Genomic DNA, 18,362 nt, shown 5'->3' on the forward strand with positions numbered 1-18,362 from the left:
AATCCCGGCGCAATGCAGGCTGGTTTCCACACCGAACCCGAATAACAACGCAACAAGGAGCTCGTCATGACGTCCGCAACGGCCACCGCCACCCTGGAACGCGCAATCGCGTGGTTCGACATCCCGTCCCTCGATTTCGAACGGGCGATCCGCTTTTACGAAACCGTGCTGCAAACCACGTTGCAGCGCGCGATCATCGGCGGCGTGCCGATGGCCACGTTCGATCACGAAGCGTCGAGCACCGGCGGCAGCATCGTGTTCGATCCGCAGCAGATCAAGCCGAGCGCGAACGGCGTGCTCGTCTACCTGAACGCCGGCGAATCGGTCGTCGCGGCGCTCGAACGCGCGAAGCGCGCGGGTGGCGTCGTGCAAGGCTCGGTCGTCGAGCTGCCGAACAACTACGGCTACGTCGGCTACCTGATCGACACCGAAGGCAACCGCGTCGGCCTGCACGCGCCGAAATGCCACTGAGCGCACCGGCCGGCGGCCCGGCGCGGCGCTATCATCGCGAAATCCCCGTAGCCAGAGGAATCGAGGTGCTGTCATGACCCGCCGTGCCGACCGCCTGTTCCAGATCGCCGAGCTGTTGCGCGGGCGTCGTCTCACGACCGCGCAACAGCTGGCCGACTGGCTGTCGGTGTCGCCGCGCACGGTCTATCGCGACGTGCGCGACCTGCAACTGTCGGGGGTGCCGATCGAAGGCGAGGCCGGCATCGGCTACCGGCTGAACCGCAACGCGAGCCTGCCGCCGCTCACGTTCACGGCCGAGGAGCTGGCGGCGCTCGCCACCGGCGCGCGGATGCTCGAAACCTGGGGCGGCGCGCGTTTCGCGAGCGGCGCGCGCTCGGCGCTCGCGAAGATCGCGTCGGCGATGCCGGCCGACAAGCGCACGGCGCTCGACCGCCTGCCGGTGTTCGCGCCGTCGTTCCACATCGACGAGACGTTCTGCGCCAAGGTCGACGCGATCCACCAGGCCATCGACACGCGCCACGTCGTCGGTTTCGACTATCGCGACCGGCTCGGCGCGCATTCGCAACGCCGCGTCTGGCCGCTCGGGCTCGTGTACTGGGGCGGGCGCTGGACGATCGGCGCGTGGTGCGAGCTGCGCGGCGATTTCCGCACCTTCGACATCGCGCGCATGGGCGACATCACCGTGCACGAGCAGTTTCCGGACATGGAAGGGCGGCGGATCGCCGACTACATGCGGATCGCGGAAGCGCCGATGCGCTGACGCGGCACGGCAGCGGGCGTCCACCGCGCAAGGGGCGCACGCCGCCGCCCGCGTTTCCCGGGGCGCCATCCGGCGCCCGGTCCGGCCTTCATTACTCGCCGATTAGCCGCCGAACACCACCGACCGCTTCGGCCGCTCGTCCACGTGCAGCGAAAACACGTCCGCCCGCGCGTAGTGGCCGACGACGTCGAAGTCGTAACGCGCCCGCACGAGTTCGTCGGTATCGATACGCGCGGTCACGAGCCCGGCCTCGCCGATCAGCGGCTCGGTCAGCAGGTCGCCGAGCGGCCCGACGATCACGCTGCCGCCGCGGATCAGCGGCCGCTCGGGATCCCAGCCCGGCACGTCGATACCGAGCGCGCGCGGCGACGGCTGCACCTGGCACGCGCTCACGACGAAGCAGCGCCCTTCGTGCGCGATGTGCCGCATCGAGTTCTGCCACAGATCGCGCTCGTCGACGGTCGGCGCACACCAGATCTGCACGCCTTTCGCGTACATCGCGCAGCGCAGCAGCGGCATGTGGTTCTCCCAGCAGATCGCCGCGCCCGCGCGGCCGGCTGCCGTCTCGACGACGGGCAGCGTCGAGCCGTCGCCCTGCCCCCAGATCAGCCGTTCGGTGCCGGTCGGCATCAACTTGCGGTGTTTCGCGACGAGCCCGTCGCGCGGATCGAAGAACAGCGCCGTGCAGTACAGCGTGCTGCCGCCGCGCTCGATCACGCCGACCACGAGGCTCGCACCCGTGCGCTGCGACAGCGCGGCCAGCTCGTCGGTTTCCGGACCCGGCACGTCGATCGCCTGCGCGGCGTAGCGCGCATACGCGTCGCGGCCCTCGGGCAGCCGATAGCCGAGGCGCGTGCCGAAGATCTCGCCTTTCGGATAACCGCCGAGCACGGCCTCGGGCAGCACGACGAGCGACGCGCCGCTGTCGCGGATCGCGGTTTCGTAGCCGAGGATCGTGTCGAGCGTGGCGCGCGTGCCGGCGGGCGATGCGCCGATCTGCAGCGCGGCGATGACTGACGTGGACATGAAGGCGTCTCCGGTGAATGAGGTGACGCCATCTTTATCGATATCATTTCATCGATCAAATCGATACAACGATAACTGACATGAATGCAGATGATATCGCCGGCCTCGACCTGAACCTGCTGAAGGTGTTCGAGGCGCTGTACGAGGAAGGCGGCGCGAGCCGTGCGGCGCTGCGGCTCGACCTCACGCAGTCGGCCGTCAGCGCGGCGCTTGCGCGGCTGCGCGTGATCTACGCCGATCCGCTGTTCGTGCGCACCGGCCGCGGGCTCGCGCCGACGCCGCGCGCGGACGAACTGAAGCCGATCCTGTCCGACGCGCTCGACCGCTGCCGCGAAAGCCTCGCGATCGCGGCCGACAGCGGCGACCGCGTCGGCCGCACGATCTCGGTCGGGCTGTCGGACGACTTCGAGATCGCGCTCGGCCGCGCGTTGATCGATGCGGTCGCGCGGGAAGCCGCGGGCATCCGGCTGATCTTCCGGCAGACCCACAGCGGCATCGCCGGCGACGCGCTGCTGCGGCACGGCGTCGATCTCGCGATCGCGTCGGGCGGGTTCTCGGCGAACGGGCTGAGCCGGCGTGCGGTCGCGACGGGCGGGTACGCCTGCCTGATCGATCCGGCCGCCCGCGCGCAGCCGCCGCGCGCGCTGACGCTCGCCGATTTCCTGCGGCGCGACCACCTGCTCGTGTCGTCGGGCGGCGTGATCGGGATCGTCGACGAGGCGCTGGCCGCGCTCGGCCACAAGCGGCGCGTCGCGGCGTCGACCACGCATTTCGCCGCGTTGCCGTACCTGCTCGCCGGCTCCGACGCGGTCGCGACGATTCCCGCGCACGCGGCGCGCGCGATCGCCCATTCCACGCCGCTGCGCGCGCTTGCCTGCCCGGTCGACCTGCCGCGCTATCCGGTCGAAATCGGCTGGCGCACGAGCACGCAGCGCGACCCGGCGATCGTGCGCGTCCGCGACACGATCGCCGCGTGCGTCACGCGCCTCGTCGCGCCGTGAATGCACGTGCGTCGGGATTGCCGGCCGCGCCGCCGGCGCGTGCCGCACACCACCCGCAACCGTGCTGGCGCCGCTTTCCACCCGGACGACGGCCGTGCCCGCACCTTCCGCACGATCGATCGCGCACGGCCGCGGCGCCCGCCGGCACCGCATCGCCCCTCGACGGCAAGACGCGCGGCTTACGGGGTCGGATTCGCCAGACCAGACGGCCGGCAGCGTTCGGGCGCAACCGGTAAAATGCCGATCCATGAAACCCGAAATCTGGACCCCGCATGTGACGGTCGCCGCGCTCGTCGAGCACGCCGGCCGCTTTCTCGTGATCGAGGAAGAAACCTCGACGGGCCTGCGCATCAACCAGCCGGCAGGCCATCTCGAGGCCGGCGAAACGCTGGCCGACGCCGTGATCCGCGAAACGCTCGAGGAAACCGCGCACCCGTTCACGCCCGACGCGCTCGTCGGCGTCTATCTCGCGCACTACGACCGCCCCGGCACCGCCGGCGCGACCTACCTGCGCTTCACGTTCTGCGGCACGGCCGGCGAACCGGTCGCGGGCCACGTGCTCGACGACGGCATCGTCCGCACGCTGTGGATGACGGCCGACGAACTGCGCGCGTGCAGCGAGCGTCATCGCTCGCCCGCCGTGATGCGCTGCGTCGACGACTATCTCGCCGGGCGGCGCATTCCGCTCGATTTCGTGCACACGCATTCGGTCGCGCCGCGCCCCGAAGCATTCGAACGTCAGGCGGTCAACAAATGAGCAAGCGCCGTGTAGTAGTGGGCATGTCGGGCGGCGTCGATTCGTCGGTGACCGCGTGGCTGTTGAAGGAACAGGGCTACGACGTGGTCGGCCTGTTCATGAAGAACTGGGAAGACGACGACGACGGCGAATACTGCTCGACGCGCCAGGACTGGATCGACGTCGTGTCGGTGGCCGACCTGATCGGCATCGACGTGGAGGCCGTCAACTTCGCCGCCGAATACAAGGACCGCGTGTTCGCCGAGTTCCTGCGCGAATACTCGGCCGGCCGCACGCCGAACCCCGACGTGCTGTGCAACGCCGAGATCAAGTTCAAGGCGTTCCTCGACCACGCGATGTCGCTCGACGCGGAAATGATCGCGACCGGCCACTATGCGCGCGTGCGCGAGCGCGACGGACGCTTCGAACTTCTGAAGGCCTTCGATCATACGAAGGACCAGTCGTACTTCCTGCACCGGCTGAACCAGGCGCAACTGTCGAAGACGATGTTCCCGCTCGGCGAGATCCCGAAGACGAAGGTGCGCGAGATCGCCGCGCAGATCGGGCTGCCGAACGCGAAGAAGAAGGATTCGACCGGCATCTGCTTCATCGGCGAACGGCCGTTCCGCGATTTCCTGAACCGCTACCTGCCGACGAAGCCCGGCCCGATGAAGACGCCCGACGGCAAGGTGGTCGGCGAGCACATCGGCCTCGCGTTCTACACGTTCGGCCAGCGCAAGGGCATCGGCCTGGGGGGCAGCAAGAGCGGCAGCGGCGAACCGTGGTTCGTCGCCGCGAAGGACATCGCGTCGAACACGCTGTACGTCGTGCAGGGCCACGATCATCCGTGGCTGCTGTCGCGCCAGCTCGTCGCCGGCAACGTGAGCTGGGTCGCCGGCGAGCCGCCGGCCGACGGCTTCGCGTGCGGCGCGAAAACGCGCTACCGGCAGGCCGACGCCGCCTGCGCGTTCGGCCCGGCCGCGCCCGGCCCGGCAGGCGAAGCGCGCTTCTCGCTCGCGTTCGACGACGCGCAGTGGGCCGTCACGCCCGGCCAGTCGGCCGTGCTGTACGACGGCGAGATCTGCCTCGGCGGCGGCATCATCGAGCTCGCGGCAACCGACGCGCCCGGTCGGGCCGCACCGGCGGAAGGCCACGCACCGGCGCTCGCCGACGCACGCTGACACGTATTCGGTTTAGACTTGCGGCACGCCGCGCCCGGCGGAACACGATTCCGCCGCGGCCGGCGCGCCGCCGCGCAGCGCACGCATGGCGGCATTTCAAGATTCTTATGGAGTCCCCATGCTTTCACGACGCTATCTGGCGATGTGGTGTGCCGTCCTGTTGCTCGTCGCGGCGGCCGCGCTCGCGTCGGCCCACGTGCTGTCCTGGTTGTGGATCATCATCCCCGTCGCCCTCGTCGCGCTCGGCCTGTACGACCTGAAGCAGGACCGTCACGCGATCCTGCGCAACTACCCGCTCTGGGGCCACTTCCGCTTCCTGTTCGAATTCATCCGACCTGAAATCCGCCAGTACTTCGTCGAGGACGACACCGACGAGAAACCGTTCTCGCGTGCGCAGCGCAGCCTCGTGTACCAGCGCGCGAAGAACGTCGCCGACAACCGCCCGTACGGCACCGAGCTGAACGTGAAGGCCGTCGCGCACGAATGGATCAGCCACTCGCTCGCGCCGACGAAACTGCCGAACCACGATTTCCGCATCCGCGTCGGCGCGAATCGCGCGCAACCGTACGACATTTCGATCTTCAACATCTCGGCGATGAGCTTCGGCTCGCTGTCCGCGAACGCGATCCGCTCGCTGAACCTCGGCGCGAAGAAAGGCGGGTTCGCGCACGATACCGGCGAAGGTTCGCTGTCCAAGTACCACCGCGAGAACGGCGGCGACATCATCTGGGAAATCGCGTCCGGCTATTTCGGCTGCCGCAACGAAGACGGCACGTTCAACCCCGACAAGTTCGCGAAGCAGGCCGCCGATCCGCAGGTCAAGATGATCGAGGTGAAGCTGTCGCAGGGCGCGAAGCCCGGCCACGGCGGCGTGCTGCCGGCCGCGAAGATCACGCCGGAAATCGCCGAGACGCGCGGCGTGCCGATGGGCAAGGACTGCATCTCGCCCGCGACGCACTCGGAGTTCTCCACGCCGCGCGGGCTGCTCGAATTCGTCGAACGGCTGCGCACGCTGTCGGGCGGCAAGCCGACCGGCTTCAAGCTGTGCATCGGCCATCCGTGGGAATTCTTCGGCATCGCGAAGGCGATGATCGAGACCGGCATCGTGCCCGACTTCATCGTCGTCGACGGCGCGGAAGGCGGCACCGGCGCGGCGCCGCTCGAATTCACCGACCACGTCGGCGTGCCGCTGCAGGAAGGGCTGCTGCTCGTGCACAACACGCTCGTCGGGATCGGCGTGCGCGACCGCGTGAAGATCGGCGCGAGCGGCAAGATCATCACCGCGTTCGACATCGCCCGCACGCTCGCGATCGGCGCGGACTGGGTGAACTCGGCGCGCGGCTTCATGTTCGCGGTCGGCTGTATCCAGGCGCAGCACTGCCACACCGACCGTTGCCCGACCGGCGTCGCGACGCAGGACCCGGTGCGCCAGCGCGCGCTCGTCGTGCCCGACAAGGCCGAGCGCGTGTACAACTTCCACCGCAATACGCTGCATGCGCTGCAGGAACTCGTGCAGGCGGCCGGCCTCGGCCATCCGTCCGAGCTGCGCGCGCATCACATCGTGCAGCGGGTCGCGCCGCACGAGGTGCGGCTGATGTCGCAGTTGCTGAAGTACCTGAAGCCCGGCGCGCTGCTCGACGGCCGGACCTGCGGCTTCACGCTGTACGACAAGTGGTGGCCGATCGCGCGCAGCGATTCGTTCACGCTCGGCGAGGCCGTGTACGCGTCGATCGAGTGACGCGCGCGGCCGCCCCGTTCCGCCGGCGGCCCCCGCGGCAAAAAGAAAAGCGCCCCGCGGGGCGCTTTTCTTTTGTCTGCCGAATGCGTGAATGCGTGGCCGGCCGCTCAGCTCTGCGGCAGCGTATCGGCGAACGATTGCCGCTGCTGCAGCTTCACGAAATGCTTGTCGAGGTTCGGGTGGCGATCGCGCCAGTTGAGCTCGGGCATCCGGAAATCGAGGTAGCCGAGCGCGCAGCCGAGTGCGATGTCGGCCAGCGTGTAATGATTGCCGACGCACCAGGTCTTGCCGCCGAGGCCCTGCGACATCGCGACGAGACCGTCGTCGATCTTGCGCTGCTGGCGGGCGATCCAGCTCGCGCTGCGCTGCGCCTCGTCGCGCATCGTGTGTTCGACGCGAATCGCGACCGCCGCGTCGAGCACGCCGTCGCCCAGCGCTTCCCAGCAGCGCACCTCGACGCGCTCGCGGCCCGACGGCGGAATCAGCTTGCCGACCGGCGACAGCGTGTCGACGTATTCGCAGATCACGCGGGAATCGAACACCGCGGCACCATCCTCCATCACGAGGCACGGCACCTTGCCGAGCGGGTTCGATGCATGAATATTCGTGTCCGGCGCCCACACGTTCTCGAGCTCCAGCTTGTAGTCGATCTTCTTTTCAGCGAGCACGATCCGCGCCTTGCGGACGTACGGGCTGCCGAGCGAACCGATTAATTTCATCATCTGCCTTTTTTGGGGAACCGCCGAGAGTATACGTTGTCGCCGATCATAACCGGCCGGCGCGGCCGGGTAGAAAATCGCCGGCCCGGCCTGTGGATGGTTTGCAACAACCGCCGCGCGGCCTTCCGGCGCGGCTTCGGGCGCCCCTCTCACGCACCGCGTCGCGCGGCGCTACAATCGCACGATGAATGCGCCCATCGATACCGCCATCGCCGTCGACGTCTACCGCCAGCGCCGTGAACGCGTGCTTGCCGCACTGCGTGCCGCGGGCGGCGGCGTCGCCATCGTTCCCACCGCGCCGGAACTGCTGCGCAACCGCGATACGGCCTACCCGTACCGGTTCGACAGCTACTTCCATTACCTGACGGGCTTCACCGAGCCGGATGCCGTGCTCGTGCTGAACGCGGCCGCGCCGCACGGCGCGCCGGAGTCGATCCTGTTCTGCCGCGGCAAGAACGTCGACCGCGAGATCTGGGAAGGCTTTCACTACGGCCCCGAGGCCGCGCGCGACGCGTTCGGCTTCGATGCGGCATTCGCGGTCGACGTGATCGACACCGAGATGCCGCGCCTGCTCGCCGACGCGGGCACCGTGCACTACCGGTTCGGCGCATCGGCCGACTTCGACCGCCAGCTCGCCGGCTGGATCGACGCGGTGCGCGCGCTGGCGCGCACGGGCGTCGCCGCGCCGGACGCGCTGCTCGACCTCACGCCGCTGCTCGACGACATGCGGCTCGTGAAGGACGAACACGAACTCGCGATCATGATGCGCGCCGCGCACATCTCCGCGCTCGCGCACCGCCGCGCGATGCAGGCGTGCCGGCCCGGCATCCGCGAATACGAACTCGAGGCCGAGCTGCTGTACCTGTTCCGCAAGCACGGCGCGCAGTCGCCCGCGTACGGCTCGATCGTCGCGGCCGGCGCGAACGCGTGCGTGCTGCACTACCCGGCCGGCAACGCGGCCGCGCGGGACGGCGACCTGATCCTGATCGACGCCGCGTGCGAACTCGACGGCTATGCGTCGGACATCACGCGCACGTTCCCGGCCAACGGGCGCTTCTCGCCCGCGCAGCGCACGCTGTACGACATCGTGCTCGCCGCGCAGCAGGCCGCGATCGATGCGACGCGCGCGGGCGTGCCGTTCGAGGCGCCGCACGATGCGGCCGTGCGCGTGCTCGCGCAGGGGTTGCTCGACACCGGCATCATCCCGAAGGCCCGCTTCTCGAGCGTCGACGACGTGATCGCCGAGCGCGCGTACGCGCGCTTCTACATGCACCGCACGGGCCACTGGCTCGGGATGGACGTGCACGACTGCGGCGACTACCGCGAGCGGCTCGCCGCGCGTGACGCCAACGGCGCGCTGCCGTGGCGCACGCTGAAGCCCGGCATGACGCTGACGGTCGAGCCCGGCCTGTACGTGCGCGCGGCCGACGACGTGCCGCCCGAGTACTGGAACATCGGCATCCGCATCGAGGACGACGCGATCGTGCGCGAGCACGGCTGCGAACTGATCACGCGCGGCGTGCCGGTCGACGCCGACGAGATCGAAGCGCTGATGCGCGCGGGCGCATGACCGGCCGCCGACCGATACCACCGTTTCACGAATCAAGATGACGACCGCTTCCCCCCCGGCCACGCCGGACTACGACCTCGCCATCGTCGGCGCGGGCCCCGTCGGGCTCGCGCTCGCCGGCTGGCTCGCGCGCCGCAGCGCGACGCAGCGCGCATCGATCGCGCTGATCGATGCGCGCGAACCGGCCGCGACCGCGAACGACCCGCGCGCGATCGCCGTGTCGCACGGCAGCCGCGTGCTGCTCGACACGCTCGCGTGGCCCGCCGATGCGACACCGATCGAACATATCCACGTGTCGCAGCGCGGCCATTTCGGCCGCACGCTGATCGACCGCGACGAACACGATGTCGCCGCGCTCGGCTATGTCGTGCGCTACGGCTCGATCGTGCAGGCGCTCGCCGGCGCCGTGCGCGGCACGCGGGTCGACTGGCTCACGTCGACCACCGCACGCGCGCCGCAACCGGACGCCGACGGCGTCACGCTGACGCTCGACGGCCCGCAGGGCGAGCGCACGCTGCGCGCGCGCATCGTGATCAATGCCGAAGGCGGGCTGTTCCACGAACAGCAGGCCGATACGGCCAAGCACCGCCGCGACTACGGACAGACGGCGCTCGTCGGCACGGTCACGGTATCGGCGCCGCGCCCGAACGTCGCGTGGGAACGCTTCACGCACGAAGGTCCGCTCGCGCTGCTGCCGCTCGGCGGCCCACGCCAGGCCGACTACTCGCTCGTCTGGTGCTGCACGCCCGACGAAGCGGCACGACGTGCCGCGCTGCCCGACGACGCGTTCCTGCGCGAGCTCGGCAGCGCGTTCGGCGAACGCATGGGCGACTTCGTCGCGATCGCCGGACGCGCGTCGTTCCCGCTCGGGCTGAACGCCGCGCAGACCCTGGTCAGCGGCCGCGTCGCGTTCGTCGGCAACGCCGCGCAAACCCTGCACCCCGTCGCGGGCCAGGGGCTCAACCTCGGGCTGCGCGATGCGCATACGCTCGTCGACGTGCTGTCCGCGCAAGGCTTCGAAGCAACCGCGCTCGCGGCCTTCAACGCGCGCCGCGCGCTCGACCGGCGCTTCACGATCGGCGCGACCGACACGCTGGCGCGGCTGTTTACGATCGATTCGGGCCCGCTTCCGCTGCTGCGCGGCGCGGCCCTCACCGCGCTCGAATTCGTGCCGCCGCTCAAGAAGGCGATCGCGCGCCAGATGATGTTCGGCCAGCGCAACTGACGCGCCCAGCACCGCGCGGTTGCGCGCGGCCACGCCAGGCAAACCGGGTCAAATCGGCGGGGCATGGGAATACGGTAAAATGCCCGTTTTCCGTCTTCCCTTCCCCTGCCCGCGCCAGTCGCGGGCGGTGCCATTGCGATGCCCGTTATCGGCCCTCACGTATTGCGTAACAACCTGTTCGTCGCCCCGATGGCCGGCGTGACGGATCGTCCGTTCCGCCAGCTGTGCAAGCGGCTGGGGGCCGGTTACGCCGTGTCCGAGATGGTCGCGTCCAACGCGCAGCTGTGGAAAAGCGCGAAGACGATGCGGCGCGCGAACCACGAGGGCGAGGTCGAACCGATCGCGGTGCAGATCGCCGGCGCCGATCCGGCGATGATGGCCGAGGCGGCCCGCTACAACGTCGACAACGGCGCGCAGATCATCGACATCAACATGGGCTGCCCGGCGAAAAAGGTCTGCAACGTCGCGGCCGGCTCCGCGCTGCTGCAGAACGAGCCGCTCGTGCAGCGGATCGTCGAGGCCGTCGTCGCGGCGGTCGGCAAGGGGCCCGATGCGGTGCCCGTCACGCTGAAGATCCGCACCGGCTGGGACCGCGAGCACAAGAACGCGATCACGGTCGCGCGCCTCGCCGAAGCGGCCGGCATCTCGATGCTCACCGTGCACGGCCGCACGCGCGCCGACCTGTACCGCGGCGACGCCGAATACGACACCATCGCGGCCGTGAAGGCGGCCGTTCGGATTCCGGTCGTTGCAAACGGCGACATCACGTCGCCCGCGAAGGCGAAGGCCGTGCTCGATGCAACGGGCGCCGACGCGCTGATGATCGGTCGTGCCGCGCAAGGCCGGCCGTGGCTGTTCCGCGAAATCGATCATTTCCTGCAAACCGGCGAGCTGCTGCCCCCGCCGCGGATCGACGAGATCCAGCACGTGATGAACGAACACCTGGAAGACCACTACGCTTTCTATGGTGAATTCACGGGCGTCCGTACTGCGCGCAAGCACATCGGCTGGTACACTCGCGGCCTTTCCGGCGCCAACGGGTTCCGGCACAGGATGAACACGCTCGATTCCACCCGCGAGCAGCTCGCCGCCGTCAATGCCTTCTTCGAGGCGCAAAAGGCGCTGTCGGACCACCTCGTCTACGTCGATGACGAAGAGGAAAACGGCCAGGGCGAGTCGGACGACCATAACCAGTTAGCAGCATGAGCAAGCACAACATCGAACAATGTGTCCGCGAGAGCCTGGACGTGTATTTCCGGGATCTAGACGGCTCCAATCCGCACGACGTCTATGAAATGGTGATGTCCTGCGTCGAAAAGCCGATGCTCGAGGTCGTGCTCGTACAGGCGGGCGGCAACCAGTCGCTCGCCGCGGAGTACCTCGGCATCAACCGCAACACGCTGCGCAAGAAGCTGCAGCAGCACGGCCTGCTGTAGCCGGCCGTCCCGTCCCCGTTTCCCTGGCTATTGGTGGTTCCATCATGATCAAGCAAGCGCTCATTTCCGTTTCCGACAAGACCGGCATCGTCGACTTCGCGAAGTCGCTGTCCGACCTCGGCGTCAAGCTGCTGTCGACGGGCGGTACCGCGAAACTCCTCGCCGACGCCGGCCTGCCCGTTACCGAAGTAGCCGACTACACGGGCTTCCCGGAAATGCTCGATGGGCGCGTGAAGACGCTTCACCCGAAGGTGCACGGCGGCATCCTCGCGCGCCGCGACCTGCCCGAGCACATGCAGGCGCTGGAGCAGCACGGCATCCCGACGATCGACCTGCTCGTCGTGAACCTGTACCCGTTCGTCGCGACGATCGCGAAGGACGACTGCACGCTCGCCGACGCGATCGAGAACATCGACATCGGCGGCCCGACGATGCTGCGCTCGGCCGCGAAGAACCACCGCGACGTGACGGTCGTCGTCGATCCGGCCGACTACGCGGTCGTGCTCGATGAAATGAAGGCGAACGGCAATACGGTCGGCTACCCGACCAACTTCCGCCTCGCGACGAAGGTGTTCGCGCACACCGCGCAATACGACGGCGCGATCACGAACTACCTGACGAGCCTGACCGACGAGCTGCAGCACGCGTCGCGCAGCACGTACCCGGCCACGCTGAACATGGCGTTCGACAAGGTGCAGGACCTGCGCTACGGCGAGAACCCGCACCAGAGCGCGGCGTTCTACCGCGACCTCGCGACGCCGGCCGGCGCACTGGCGAACTACCGCCAGCTGCAGGGCAAGGAACTGTCGTACAACAACATCGCGGATTCGGACGCGGCGTGGGAATGCGTGAAGACGTTCGACGCGCCGGCCTGCGTGATCATCAAGCATGCGAACCCGTGCGGCGTCGCGGTCGGCAACGACTCGGCCGACGCATACGCGAAGGCGTTCCAGACGGATCCGACTTCCGCATTCGGCGGCATCATCGCGTTCAACCGCGAAGTCGACGAAGCAGCCGCGCAGGCAGTCGCGAAGCAGTTCGTCGAAGTGCTGATCGCCCCGTCGTTCTCCGACGCCGCGAAGCAGGTGTTCGCCGCGAAGCAGAACGTGCGCCTGCTCGAGATCGCGCTCGGCGACGGCCATAACGCCTTCGACCTGAAGCGCGTGGGCGGCGGCCTGCTCGTGCAGTCGCTCGATTCGCGGAACGTGCAGCCGAGCGAGCTGCGCGTCGTCACGAAGCGCCAGCCGACCGCGAAGGAAATGGACGACCTGCTGTTCGCGTGGCGCGTCGCCAAGTACGTGAAGTCGAACGCGATCGTGTTCTGCGGCAACGGCATGACGCTCGGCGTCGGCGCCGGCCAGATGAGCCGCGTCGATTCGGCACGCATCGCAAGCATCAAGGCGCAGAACGCGGGCCTCACGCTGGCCGGCTCGGCGGTCGCGTCGGATGCGTTCTTCCCGTTCCGCGACGGCCTCGACGTCGTGGTGGCCGCAGGCGCGACCTGCGTGATCCAGCCGGGCGGCTCGATGCGCGACGACGAAGTGATCGCGGCGGCCGACGAGCACGGCATCGCGATGGTCCTGACGGGCGTGCGCCACTTCCGTCACTGATCGCATGCGGCCCGCGCGGGCCGAACACGAAAACCCGGCGGCGTCGCACCCGCCGGGTTTTTTATTGCGCGGCGCCTTCGCCCGCAACCGGGCGGCCGGCGCGTCGCACCATTCGTTGTAGTATCGCTGCATCAGGCAACTCTCCTCACTCATGCGAATTCTCGGCATCGACCCCGGCCTGCGCGTCACCGGCTTCGGCGTCATCGACGTCAGCGGCCACCGGCTCGCCTATGTCACGAGCGGCGTGATCCGCACGCCGACGGCCGACCTGGCCACCCGGCTCGGCACGATCTTCCAGGGCGTCTCGACGATCGTGCGCGAACATGCGCCCGACCAGGCCGCGATCGAAAAGGTGTTCGTCAACGTGAACCCGCAGTCGACGCTGCTGCTCGGCCAGGCGCGCGGCGCCGCGATCTGCGGCCTCGTCGCGGGCGGCCTGCCGGTCGCCGAATACACGGCGCTGCAGCTGAAGCAGGCGGTGGTCGGCTACGGCCGCGCGACCAAGACGCAGATGCAGGAGATGGTCACGCGCCTGCTCAATCTCTCCGGCCAGCCGGGCTCGGACGCGGCCGACGCGCTCGGCATGGCGATCTGCCATGCGCACAGCGGCAACACGCTCAGCACGCTTGGCGGCCTCGCGCCGGCGCTCGCACAGAAAGGGCTGCGCGTGCGGCGCGGGCGACTGGTCGGCTGACCCCGGCGCGCGCGGTCACCCGGCATGCCGGTTCGGTGCCGCGACCGTCCCGAGCGCGCACGGCGCACCCACGACACGTATCGCCTCGGCCTGACGGCCGGGCCCATCGGCATTGCGCCGCGCGTGCGCTACACTCGCGCTTTATTCCTCTCGTCCCGCCCTCCATGATCGGTCGCATCGCCGGCATCCTGCTCGAAAAGAACCCGCCTCATCTGCTCGTCGACTGCAACGGCGTCGGCTACGAAATCGACGTGCCGATGAGCACCTTCTACAACCTGCCGCAGACGGGCGAGCGCATCGTGCTGCTCACGCAGCAGATCGTCCGCGAGGACGCGCATCTGTTGTACGGCTTCCTGACGCCGCAGGAGCGCACGACCTTCCGCGAGCTGCTGAAGATCACCGGCATCGGCGCACGCATGGCGCTCGCCGTGCTGTCCGGCATGAGCGTGCAGGAGCTCGCGCAGGCCGTGACGATGCAGGACGCCGCGCGCCTCACCCGCCTGCCCGGCATCGGCAAGAAGACGGCCGAACGCCTGCTGCTCGAGCTGAAGGGCAAGCTCGGCGCCGACCTCGGTGCGCTTGCCGGCGCCGCGTCGCCGTCCGATCACGCGACCGACATCCTCAACGCGCTGCTCGCGCTCGGTTACTCCGAGAAGGAAGGCCTGGCCGCGATCAAGAACGTGCCGGCCGGCACCGGTGTGTCGGAAGGCATCAAGCTCGCGCTGAAGGCGCTGTCGAAGGCGTAACGCGCGGTCGATCCGGCCGTCGAAACCAGTGTCGCGCGGCGCCGCGCCGCGCGCCAGTCGGCCGTTCGGCCAGGTGGGCCGGACCGCGTCGCGCGGTACAATGGCCGCATGATCGAAACCGACAAACTCGCCACCGAGCAGCGGATCATCGCCGCCACGCCCGCCTCGTCGCACGAGGAGGTGTTCGAACGTGCGCTGCGGCCGCGCCAGCTCGACGACTACGTCGGCCAGGAAAAGGTGCGCGGCCAGCTCGAGATCTTCATCGAAGCCGCCAAGCGCCGCTCCGAGCCGCTCGACCACGTGCTGCTGTTCGGGCCGCCGGGCCTCGGCAAGACGACGCTCGCGCACATCATCGCGCGCGAAATGGGCGTGAACCTGCGCCAGACGTCCGGCCCCGTGCTCGAGCGCGCGGGCGATCTCGCCGCACTGCTGACCAACCTCGAAGCCAACGACGTGCTGTTCATCGACGAGATCCACCGGCTGTCGCCGGTCGTCGAGGAAATCCTGTATCCGGCGCTCGAGGATTACCAGATCGACATCATGATCGGCGAAGGCCCGGCCGCGCGCAGCGTGAAGCTCGACCTGCAGCCGTTCACGCTGGTCGGCGCGACCACCCGCGCGGGGATGCTGACCAACCCGCTGCGCGACCGTTTCGGGATCGTCGCCCGGCTCGAGTTCTACGATGCCGATCAACTGTCGCGCATCGTGCGGCGCTCGGCGTCGCTGCTGAATGCGCAGATCGATCCGAACGGCGCGCTGGAAATCGCGAAGCGCTCGCGCGGCACGCCGCGGATCGCGAACCGGCTGCTGCGCCGCGTGCGCGACTTCGCCGAAGTGAAGGCCGACGGCCAGATCACCGCGGCCGTGGCCGATGCCGCGCTCGCGATGCTCGACGTCGATCCGGTCGGCTTCGACCTGATGGACCGCAAGCTGCTCGAAGCGATCCTGTACAAGTTCGACGGCGGCCCGGTCGGCATCGACAACCTCGCGGCCGCGATCGGCGAGGAGCGCGACACGATCGAGGACGTGCTCGAACCGTACCTGATCCAGCAGGGCTTCCTGCAGCGCACGCCGCGCGGGCGCGTCGCCACGCTGCTCACCTATCGCCACTTCGGACTGTCGGTGCCCGACGCCCGCCGCCCCGAACGCGACGAGTGGGATACCCCCGACGGAAAGTAATCCGTCACCCGAGCCCCCCCGCCATGACGACGCCGCCCAGCCGCCACCCCGCCGCACCCGCACCGGGCCCGCGCTGGGCCGAGCCGATCCGCAGGCGGCTGGTGGCCGGCATCACGCACCTGACGGCGGGCGGCGGCGGGCCGTCGCTCGATCTCTCTTCGCCGCCCGGCGACCCGGGGCTGTTCGGCCCCGATGCCGTCTGCTGGCGCGTGCATGCGGATTTCACGTCGATGATGACGGGCGGCATCGCCGCGCTGCTGCTGCAGGCGCTCCATCCGCTCGCGCTCGCGGGCGTCTGGGATCACTCGTCGTTTCGCACCGACATCCTCGGCCGCTTGCGGCGCACCGCCACGTTCATCACGGGCACGACGTTCGGCAGCCGCGCCGACGCCCTCGCGCTGATCGAGCGCGTGAAATCGATCCACGCGCGCATCTCGGGCACCGCGCCCGACGGGCGGCCGTACCGCGCCGACGATCCGGCCTTGCTCGCCTGGGTACACGTCGCGGAAGTGTCGAGCTTCCTGGCCGCGCATCTGCGCTACGTGAATCCGTCGTTGTCGGGCGAGCTGCAGGACCGCTACTACGCCGAAACGGCGTTGGTCGCCGAACTGCTCGGCGCCCAATGGGTACCGCGTTCGCGCGCCGAGGTCGCTGCCTATCTCGCGCGCATGCAGCCGGAACTCGAGGCCGGGCCGCACACCTTCGACGTGATGGAGATCCTGCTGAATGCGCCGGTCGCGACGCCCGCGCTGCGACCGGCCGCGTCGCTGATGATGCATGCCGGAATCGACCTGTTGCCGCCGTGGGCGCAGCGCATGCTCGGCGTGTCGACGTTCGCGCCGCTGCGGCGCGCGGTAGTCCGGCCCGGCGTACGGGCCGTCGCCCCCGTGCTGCGCTGGGCGCTCGTCAACGGCGCGTCGAAACGCGCACGCCGTCGCGCGACCGCGCCCCCGCCCGACGGCACCCCGTCCGCCTGACGATCCGGCTCTTCCGATCATTTCAATTGGCTGTCAAATTCCCGTGACAAGCTGACGGGCTTGCACCCGCCCACGGTCGTACGCCCCGCCCGTCCCGCCTGCCCGTGATCCGCGCGAGGTCCCGTTCACCCAACCGATACCCGATGCCCGCGATGCTCCGCCTGCCGATCCGTTTCGCCCTCGCCGCCAGCCTGTCCGCCGTCTTCGCCCTCACCGCATGCGGAGGCGACGATATCGCCGCCGTGGCGCGTACCGATGCGCAAACGCCGTCCGGCGGCACCACGACCCCGCCGGCCACCGTCACGCCGCAACCGGGCAAGTGGAAAGCCGCGCGCGCGGGCGACCTGATCGACGTGACGCTCGGCGACCTCCATCCGACACAGGGTGCGATCGGCTACGACCAGATCTATTACAAGCTCGGCCGCTACGAGCTGCAGCCCGACAAGAAGTTCGACGACTTCTGCGCGGACGAAGGGCTCGGCGGTCTCGCATCGGGCGGCTACACGGCCAGGTCGTCGCTACGCGAACCGGCGAGCTATACATGCACGACGACCGACGCGAACGCCCGCGACCGCTCGGTGCTGAACCCCGTCGTGATCGGCCCGAACGGCGATGCGCTGTACCTGACCGACGGCCATCACGGCCTGTCGACCTACTACGAGACGCCCGACGGCGGCCCGGCGCTGCACGTGCACGTCGTCGTCAAGGACAACCTCGGCGACTACTCGGGCGACGCGTTCTGGCAGCAGATGCAAAGCCGCGGTTATCTGCGCCTGAAGAATGGCGAAGGCAAGGCGATCACGGCCGCGCAACTGCCGACCGGACTCGGCCTGTCGCTGGGGATGACGAACGATCGCTACCGGTCGCTCGTCTATTTCACGCGCGACATCGGCTACGGCAAGCCCGCGCAAGCGACCGACTACCTCGAGTTCTACTGGGCCGACTGGCTGCGCGCGCAGCCCGGCACGTTCGCGCTGGCGAGCTACGACCTCGCGCGCGGCGGCACGACCGATCCCGATCCGGCGAAGGCCGACACGGGCTACCTGAATGCGGTCTGGAATGCGTCGACGCGGATGGTCGCGGCAACGGACCCGGTGATCGACGGCAAGACGGGCGCCGATCTCGGGCGCGCCGATGCGATCAACGGCGGGAAGAAATACAGCAAGGGAGAGTTCGACAAGCTGCGCCAGCCGATCACGGCCGACAAGCCCGGCAAGATCGCGTACGCGCTCGACTACAAGACTCGCCACGCGTTGCCGCGGTAAGCGGCACGCGGCGACGAAAGCCCCGACC

18 protein-coding genes are annotated in these 18,362 nt (G+C 69.1%); 16 read left to right on the forward strand and 2 right to left on the reverse strand.

The genetic code is table 11. The features are described 5' to 3' along the window. Nucleotides 1-66: 66 nt before the first annotated feature. Nucleotides 67-471 (forward strand): VOC family protein, encoded by a 405-nt coding sequence (locus AC0KUR_RS18285; protein WP_034187132.1) that lies wholly within the window; start codon nt 67-69, stop codon nt 469-471. Nucleotides 472-544: 73 nt separating this feature from the next. Next, nucleotides 545-1,231: a helix-turn-helix transcriptional regulator gene (locus tag AC0KUR_RS18290; RefSeq protein WP_034187131.1), complete on the forward strand. Its 687-nt coding sequence runs from the start codon at nt 545-547 to the stop codon at nt 1,229-1,231. 102 nt (nt 1,232-1,333) lie between these two features. On the opposite strand, the gene AC0KUR_RS18295 is transcribed toward AC0KUR_RS18290, so the two are convergent. Then, the gene (locus AC0KUR_RS18295; protein ID WP_226251569.1) at nt 1,334-2,257 is read right to left on the reverse strand and encodes a carbon-nitrogen hydrolase family protein; all 924 of its coding nucleotides are present in this window, start codon (nt 2,255-2,257) and stop codon (nt 1,334-1,336) included. 80 nt (nt 2,258-2,337) lie between these two features. Between AC0KUR_RS18295 and AC0KUR_RS18300 the strand changes: the two genes are divergently transcribed. From AC0KUR_RS18300 to AC0KUR_RS18315, 4 genes are all read left to right on the forward strand, one after another. Next, a complete protein-coding gene (locus AC0KUR_RS18300) occupies nt 2,338-3,258 on the forward strand; it encodes a LysR family transcriptional regulator (protein WP_034187129.1) in 921 nt (306 codons plus the stop codon). Between the two features lie 247 nt (nt 3,259-3,505). Next, the gene (locus AC0KUR_RS18305; protein WP_049030822.1) at nt 3,506-4,015 is read left to right on the forward strand and encodes an NUDIX hydrolase; all 510 of its coding nucleotides are present in this window, start codon (nt 3,506-3,508) and stop codon (nt 4,013-4,015) included. Then, nucleotides 4,012-5,175, forward strand: coding sequence for a tRNA 2-thiouridine(34) synthase MnmA (gene mnmA / locus AC0KUR_RS18310; protein ID WP_473376266.1), 1,164 nt, complete (start codon nt 4,012-4,014; stop codon nt 5,173-5,175). The genes AC0KUR_RS18305 and mnmA overlap by 4 nt, the downstream gene beginning before the upstream one ends. A 118-nt stretch (nt 5,176-5,293) precedes the next feature. After that, on the forward strand, nt 5,294-6,913 hold the full coding sequence (locus AC0KUR_RS18315) for an FMN-binding glutamate synthase family protein (RefSeq protein WP_034187126.1): 1,620 nt from the start codon (nt 5,294-5,296) through the stop codon (nt 6,911-6,913). 107 nt (nt 6,914-7,020) lie between these two features. Here AC0KUR_RS18315 and AC0KUR_RS18320 read toward each other — a convergent pair whose 3' ends face one another. After that, the gene (locus AC0KUR_RS18320; RefSeq protein ID WP_034187125.1) at nt 7,021-7,635 is read right to left on the reverse strand and encodes a glutathione S-transferase family protein; all 615 of its coding nucleotides are present in this window, start codon (nt 7,633-7,635) and stop codon (nt 7,021-7,023) included. Between the two features lie 181 nt (nt 7,636-7,816). Between AC0KUR_RS18320 and AC0KUR_RS18325 the strand changes: the two genes are divergently transcribed. The 10 genes from AC0KUR_RS18325 to AC0KUR_RS18370 all read left to right on the forward strand — a co-directional run bounded on the left by AC0KUR_RS18325 (nt 7,817) and on the right by AC0KUR_RS18370 (nt 18,334). Further along, on the forward strand, nt 7,817-9,202 hold the full coding sequence (locus AC0KUR_RS18325; protein ID WP_473376267.1) for an aminopeptidase P N-terminal domain-containing protein: 1,386 nt from the start codon (nt 7,817-7,819) through the stop codon (nt 9,200-9,202). Nucleotides 9,203-9,239: 37 nt separating this feature from the next. Beyond that, complete coding sequence (locus AC0KUR_RS18330) at nt 9,240-10,427, forward strand: UbiH/UbiF/VisC/COQ6 family ubiquinone biosynthesis hydroxylase (RefSeq protein ID WP_473376268.1); 1,188 nt, start codon at nt 9,240-9,242, stop codon at nt 10,425-10,427. Between the two features lie 138 nt (nt 10,428-10,565). Next, nucleotides 10,566-11,633, forward strand: coding sequence for a tRNA dihydrouridine synthase DusB (gene dusB, locus AC0KUR_RS18335; protein WP_124669293.1), 1,068 nt, complete (start codon nt 10,566-10,568; stop codon nt 11,631-11,633). Next, the gene (locus AC0KUR_RS18340) at nt 11,630-11,863 is read left to right on the forward strand and encodes a Fis family transcriptional regulator (RefSeq protein ID WP_006476892.1); all 234 of its coding nucleotides are present in this window, start codon (nt 11,630-11,632) and stop codon (nt 11,861-11,863) included. Before dusB ends, AC0KUR_RS18340 begins: the two co-directional genes overlap by 4 nt. Nucleotides 11,864-11,907: 44 nt before the next feature. Continuing rightward, entirely contained in the window at nt 11,908-13,473 is a 1,566-nt protein-coding gene (purH, locus tag AC0KUR_RS18345) for a bifunctional phosphoribosylaminoimidazolecarboxamide formyltransferase/IMP cyclohydrolase (protein WP_034187122.1), read from the forward strand. 151 nt (nt 13,474-13,624) lie between these two features. After that, entirely contained in the window at nt 13,625-14,167 is a 543-nt protein-coding gene (ruvC, locus tag AC0KUR_RS18350; RefSeq protein ID WP_059557348.1) for a crossover junction endodeoxyribonuclease RuvC, read from the forward strand. Nucleotides 14,168-14,331: 164 nt separating this feature from the next. Then, nucleotides 14,332-14,913 carry a Holliday junction branch migration protein RuvA gene (gene ruvA / locus AC0KUR_RS18355; RefSeq protein WP_031402135.1) on the forward strand — a complete coding sequence of 194 codons (582 nt, stop codon included), beginning with the start codon at nt 14,332-14,334 and terminating at the stop codon, nt 14,911-14,913. Nucleotides 14,914-15,021: 108 nt separating this feature from the next. Then, on the forward strand, nt 15,022-16,092 hold the full coding sequence (gene ruvB / locus AC0KUR_RS18360; RefSeq protein ID WP_006483430.1) for a Holliday junction branch migration DNA helicase RuvB: 1,071 nt from the start codon (nt 15,022-15,024) through the stop codon (nt 16,090-16,092). A gap of 23 nt (nt 16,093-16,115) precedes the next feature. Then, nucleotides 16,116-17,069: an oxygenase MpaB family protein gene (locus tag AC0KUR_RS18365; protein WP_473376269.1), complete on the forward strand. Its 954-nt coding sequence runs from the start codon at nt 16,116-16,118 to the stop codon at nt 17,067-17,069. Nucleotides 17,070-17,221: 152 nt separating this feature from the next. Beyond that, complete coding sequence (locus AC0KUR_RS18370) at nt 17,222-18,334, forward strand: ParB/Srx family N-terminal domain-containing protein (RefSeq protein WP_473376295.1); 1,113 nt, start codon at nt 17,222-17,224, stop codon at nt 18,332-18,334. Nucleotides 18,335-18,362 lie beyond the last annotated feature (28 nt).

The sequence above is a fragment of the Burkholderia sp. YHN3-13 genome (assembly GCF_055810675.1).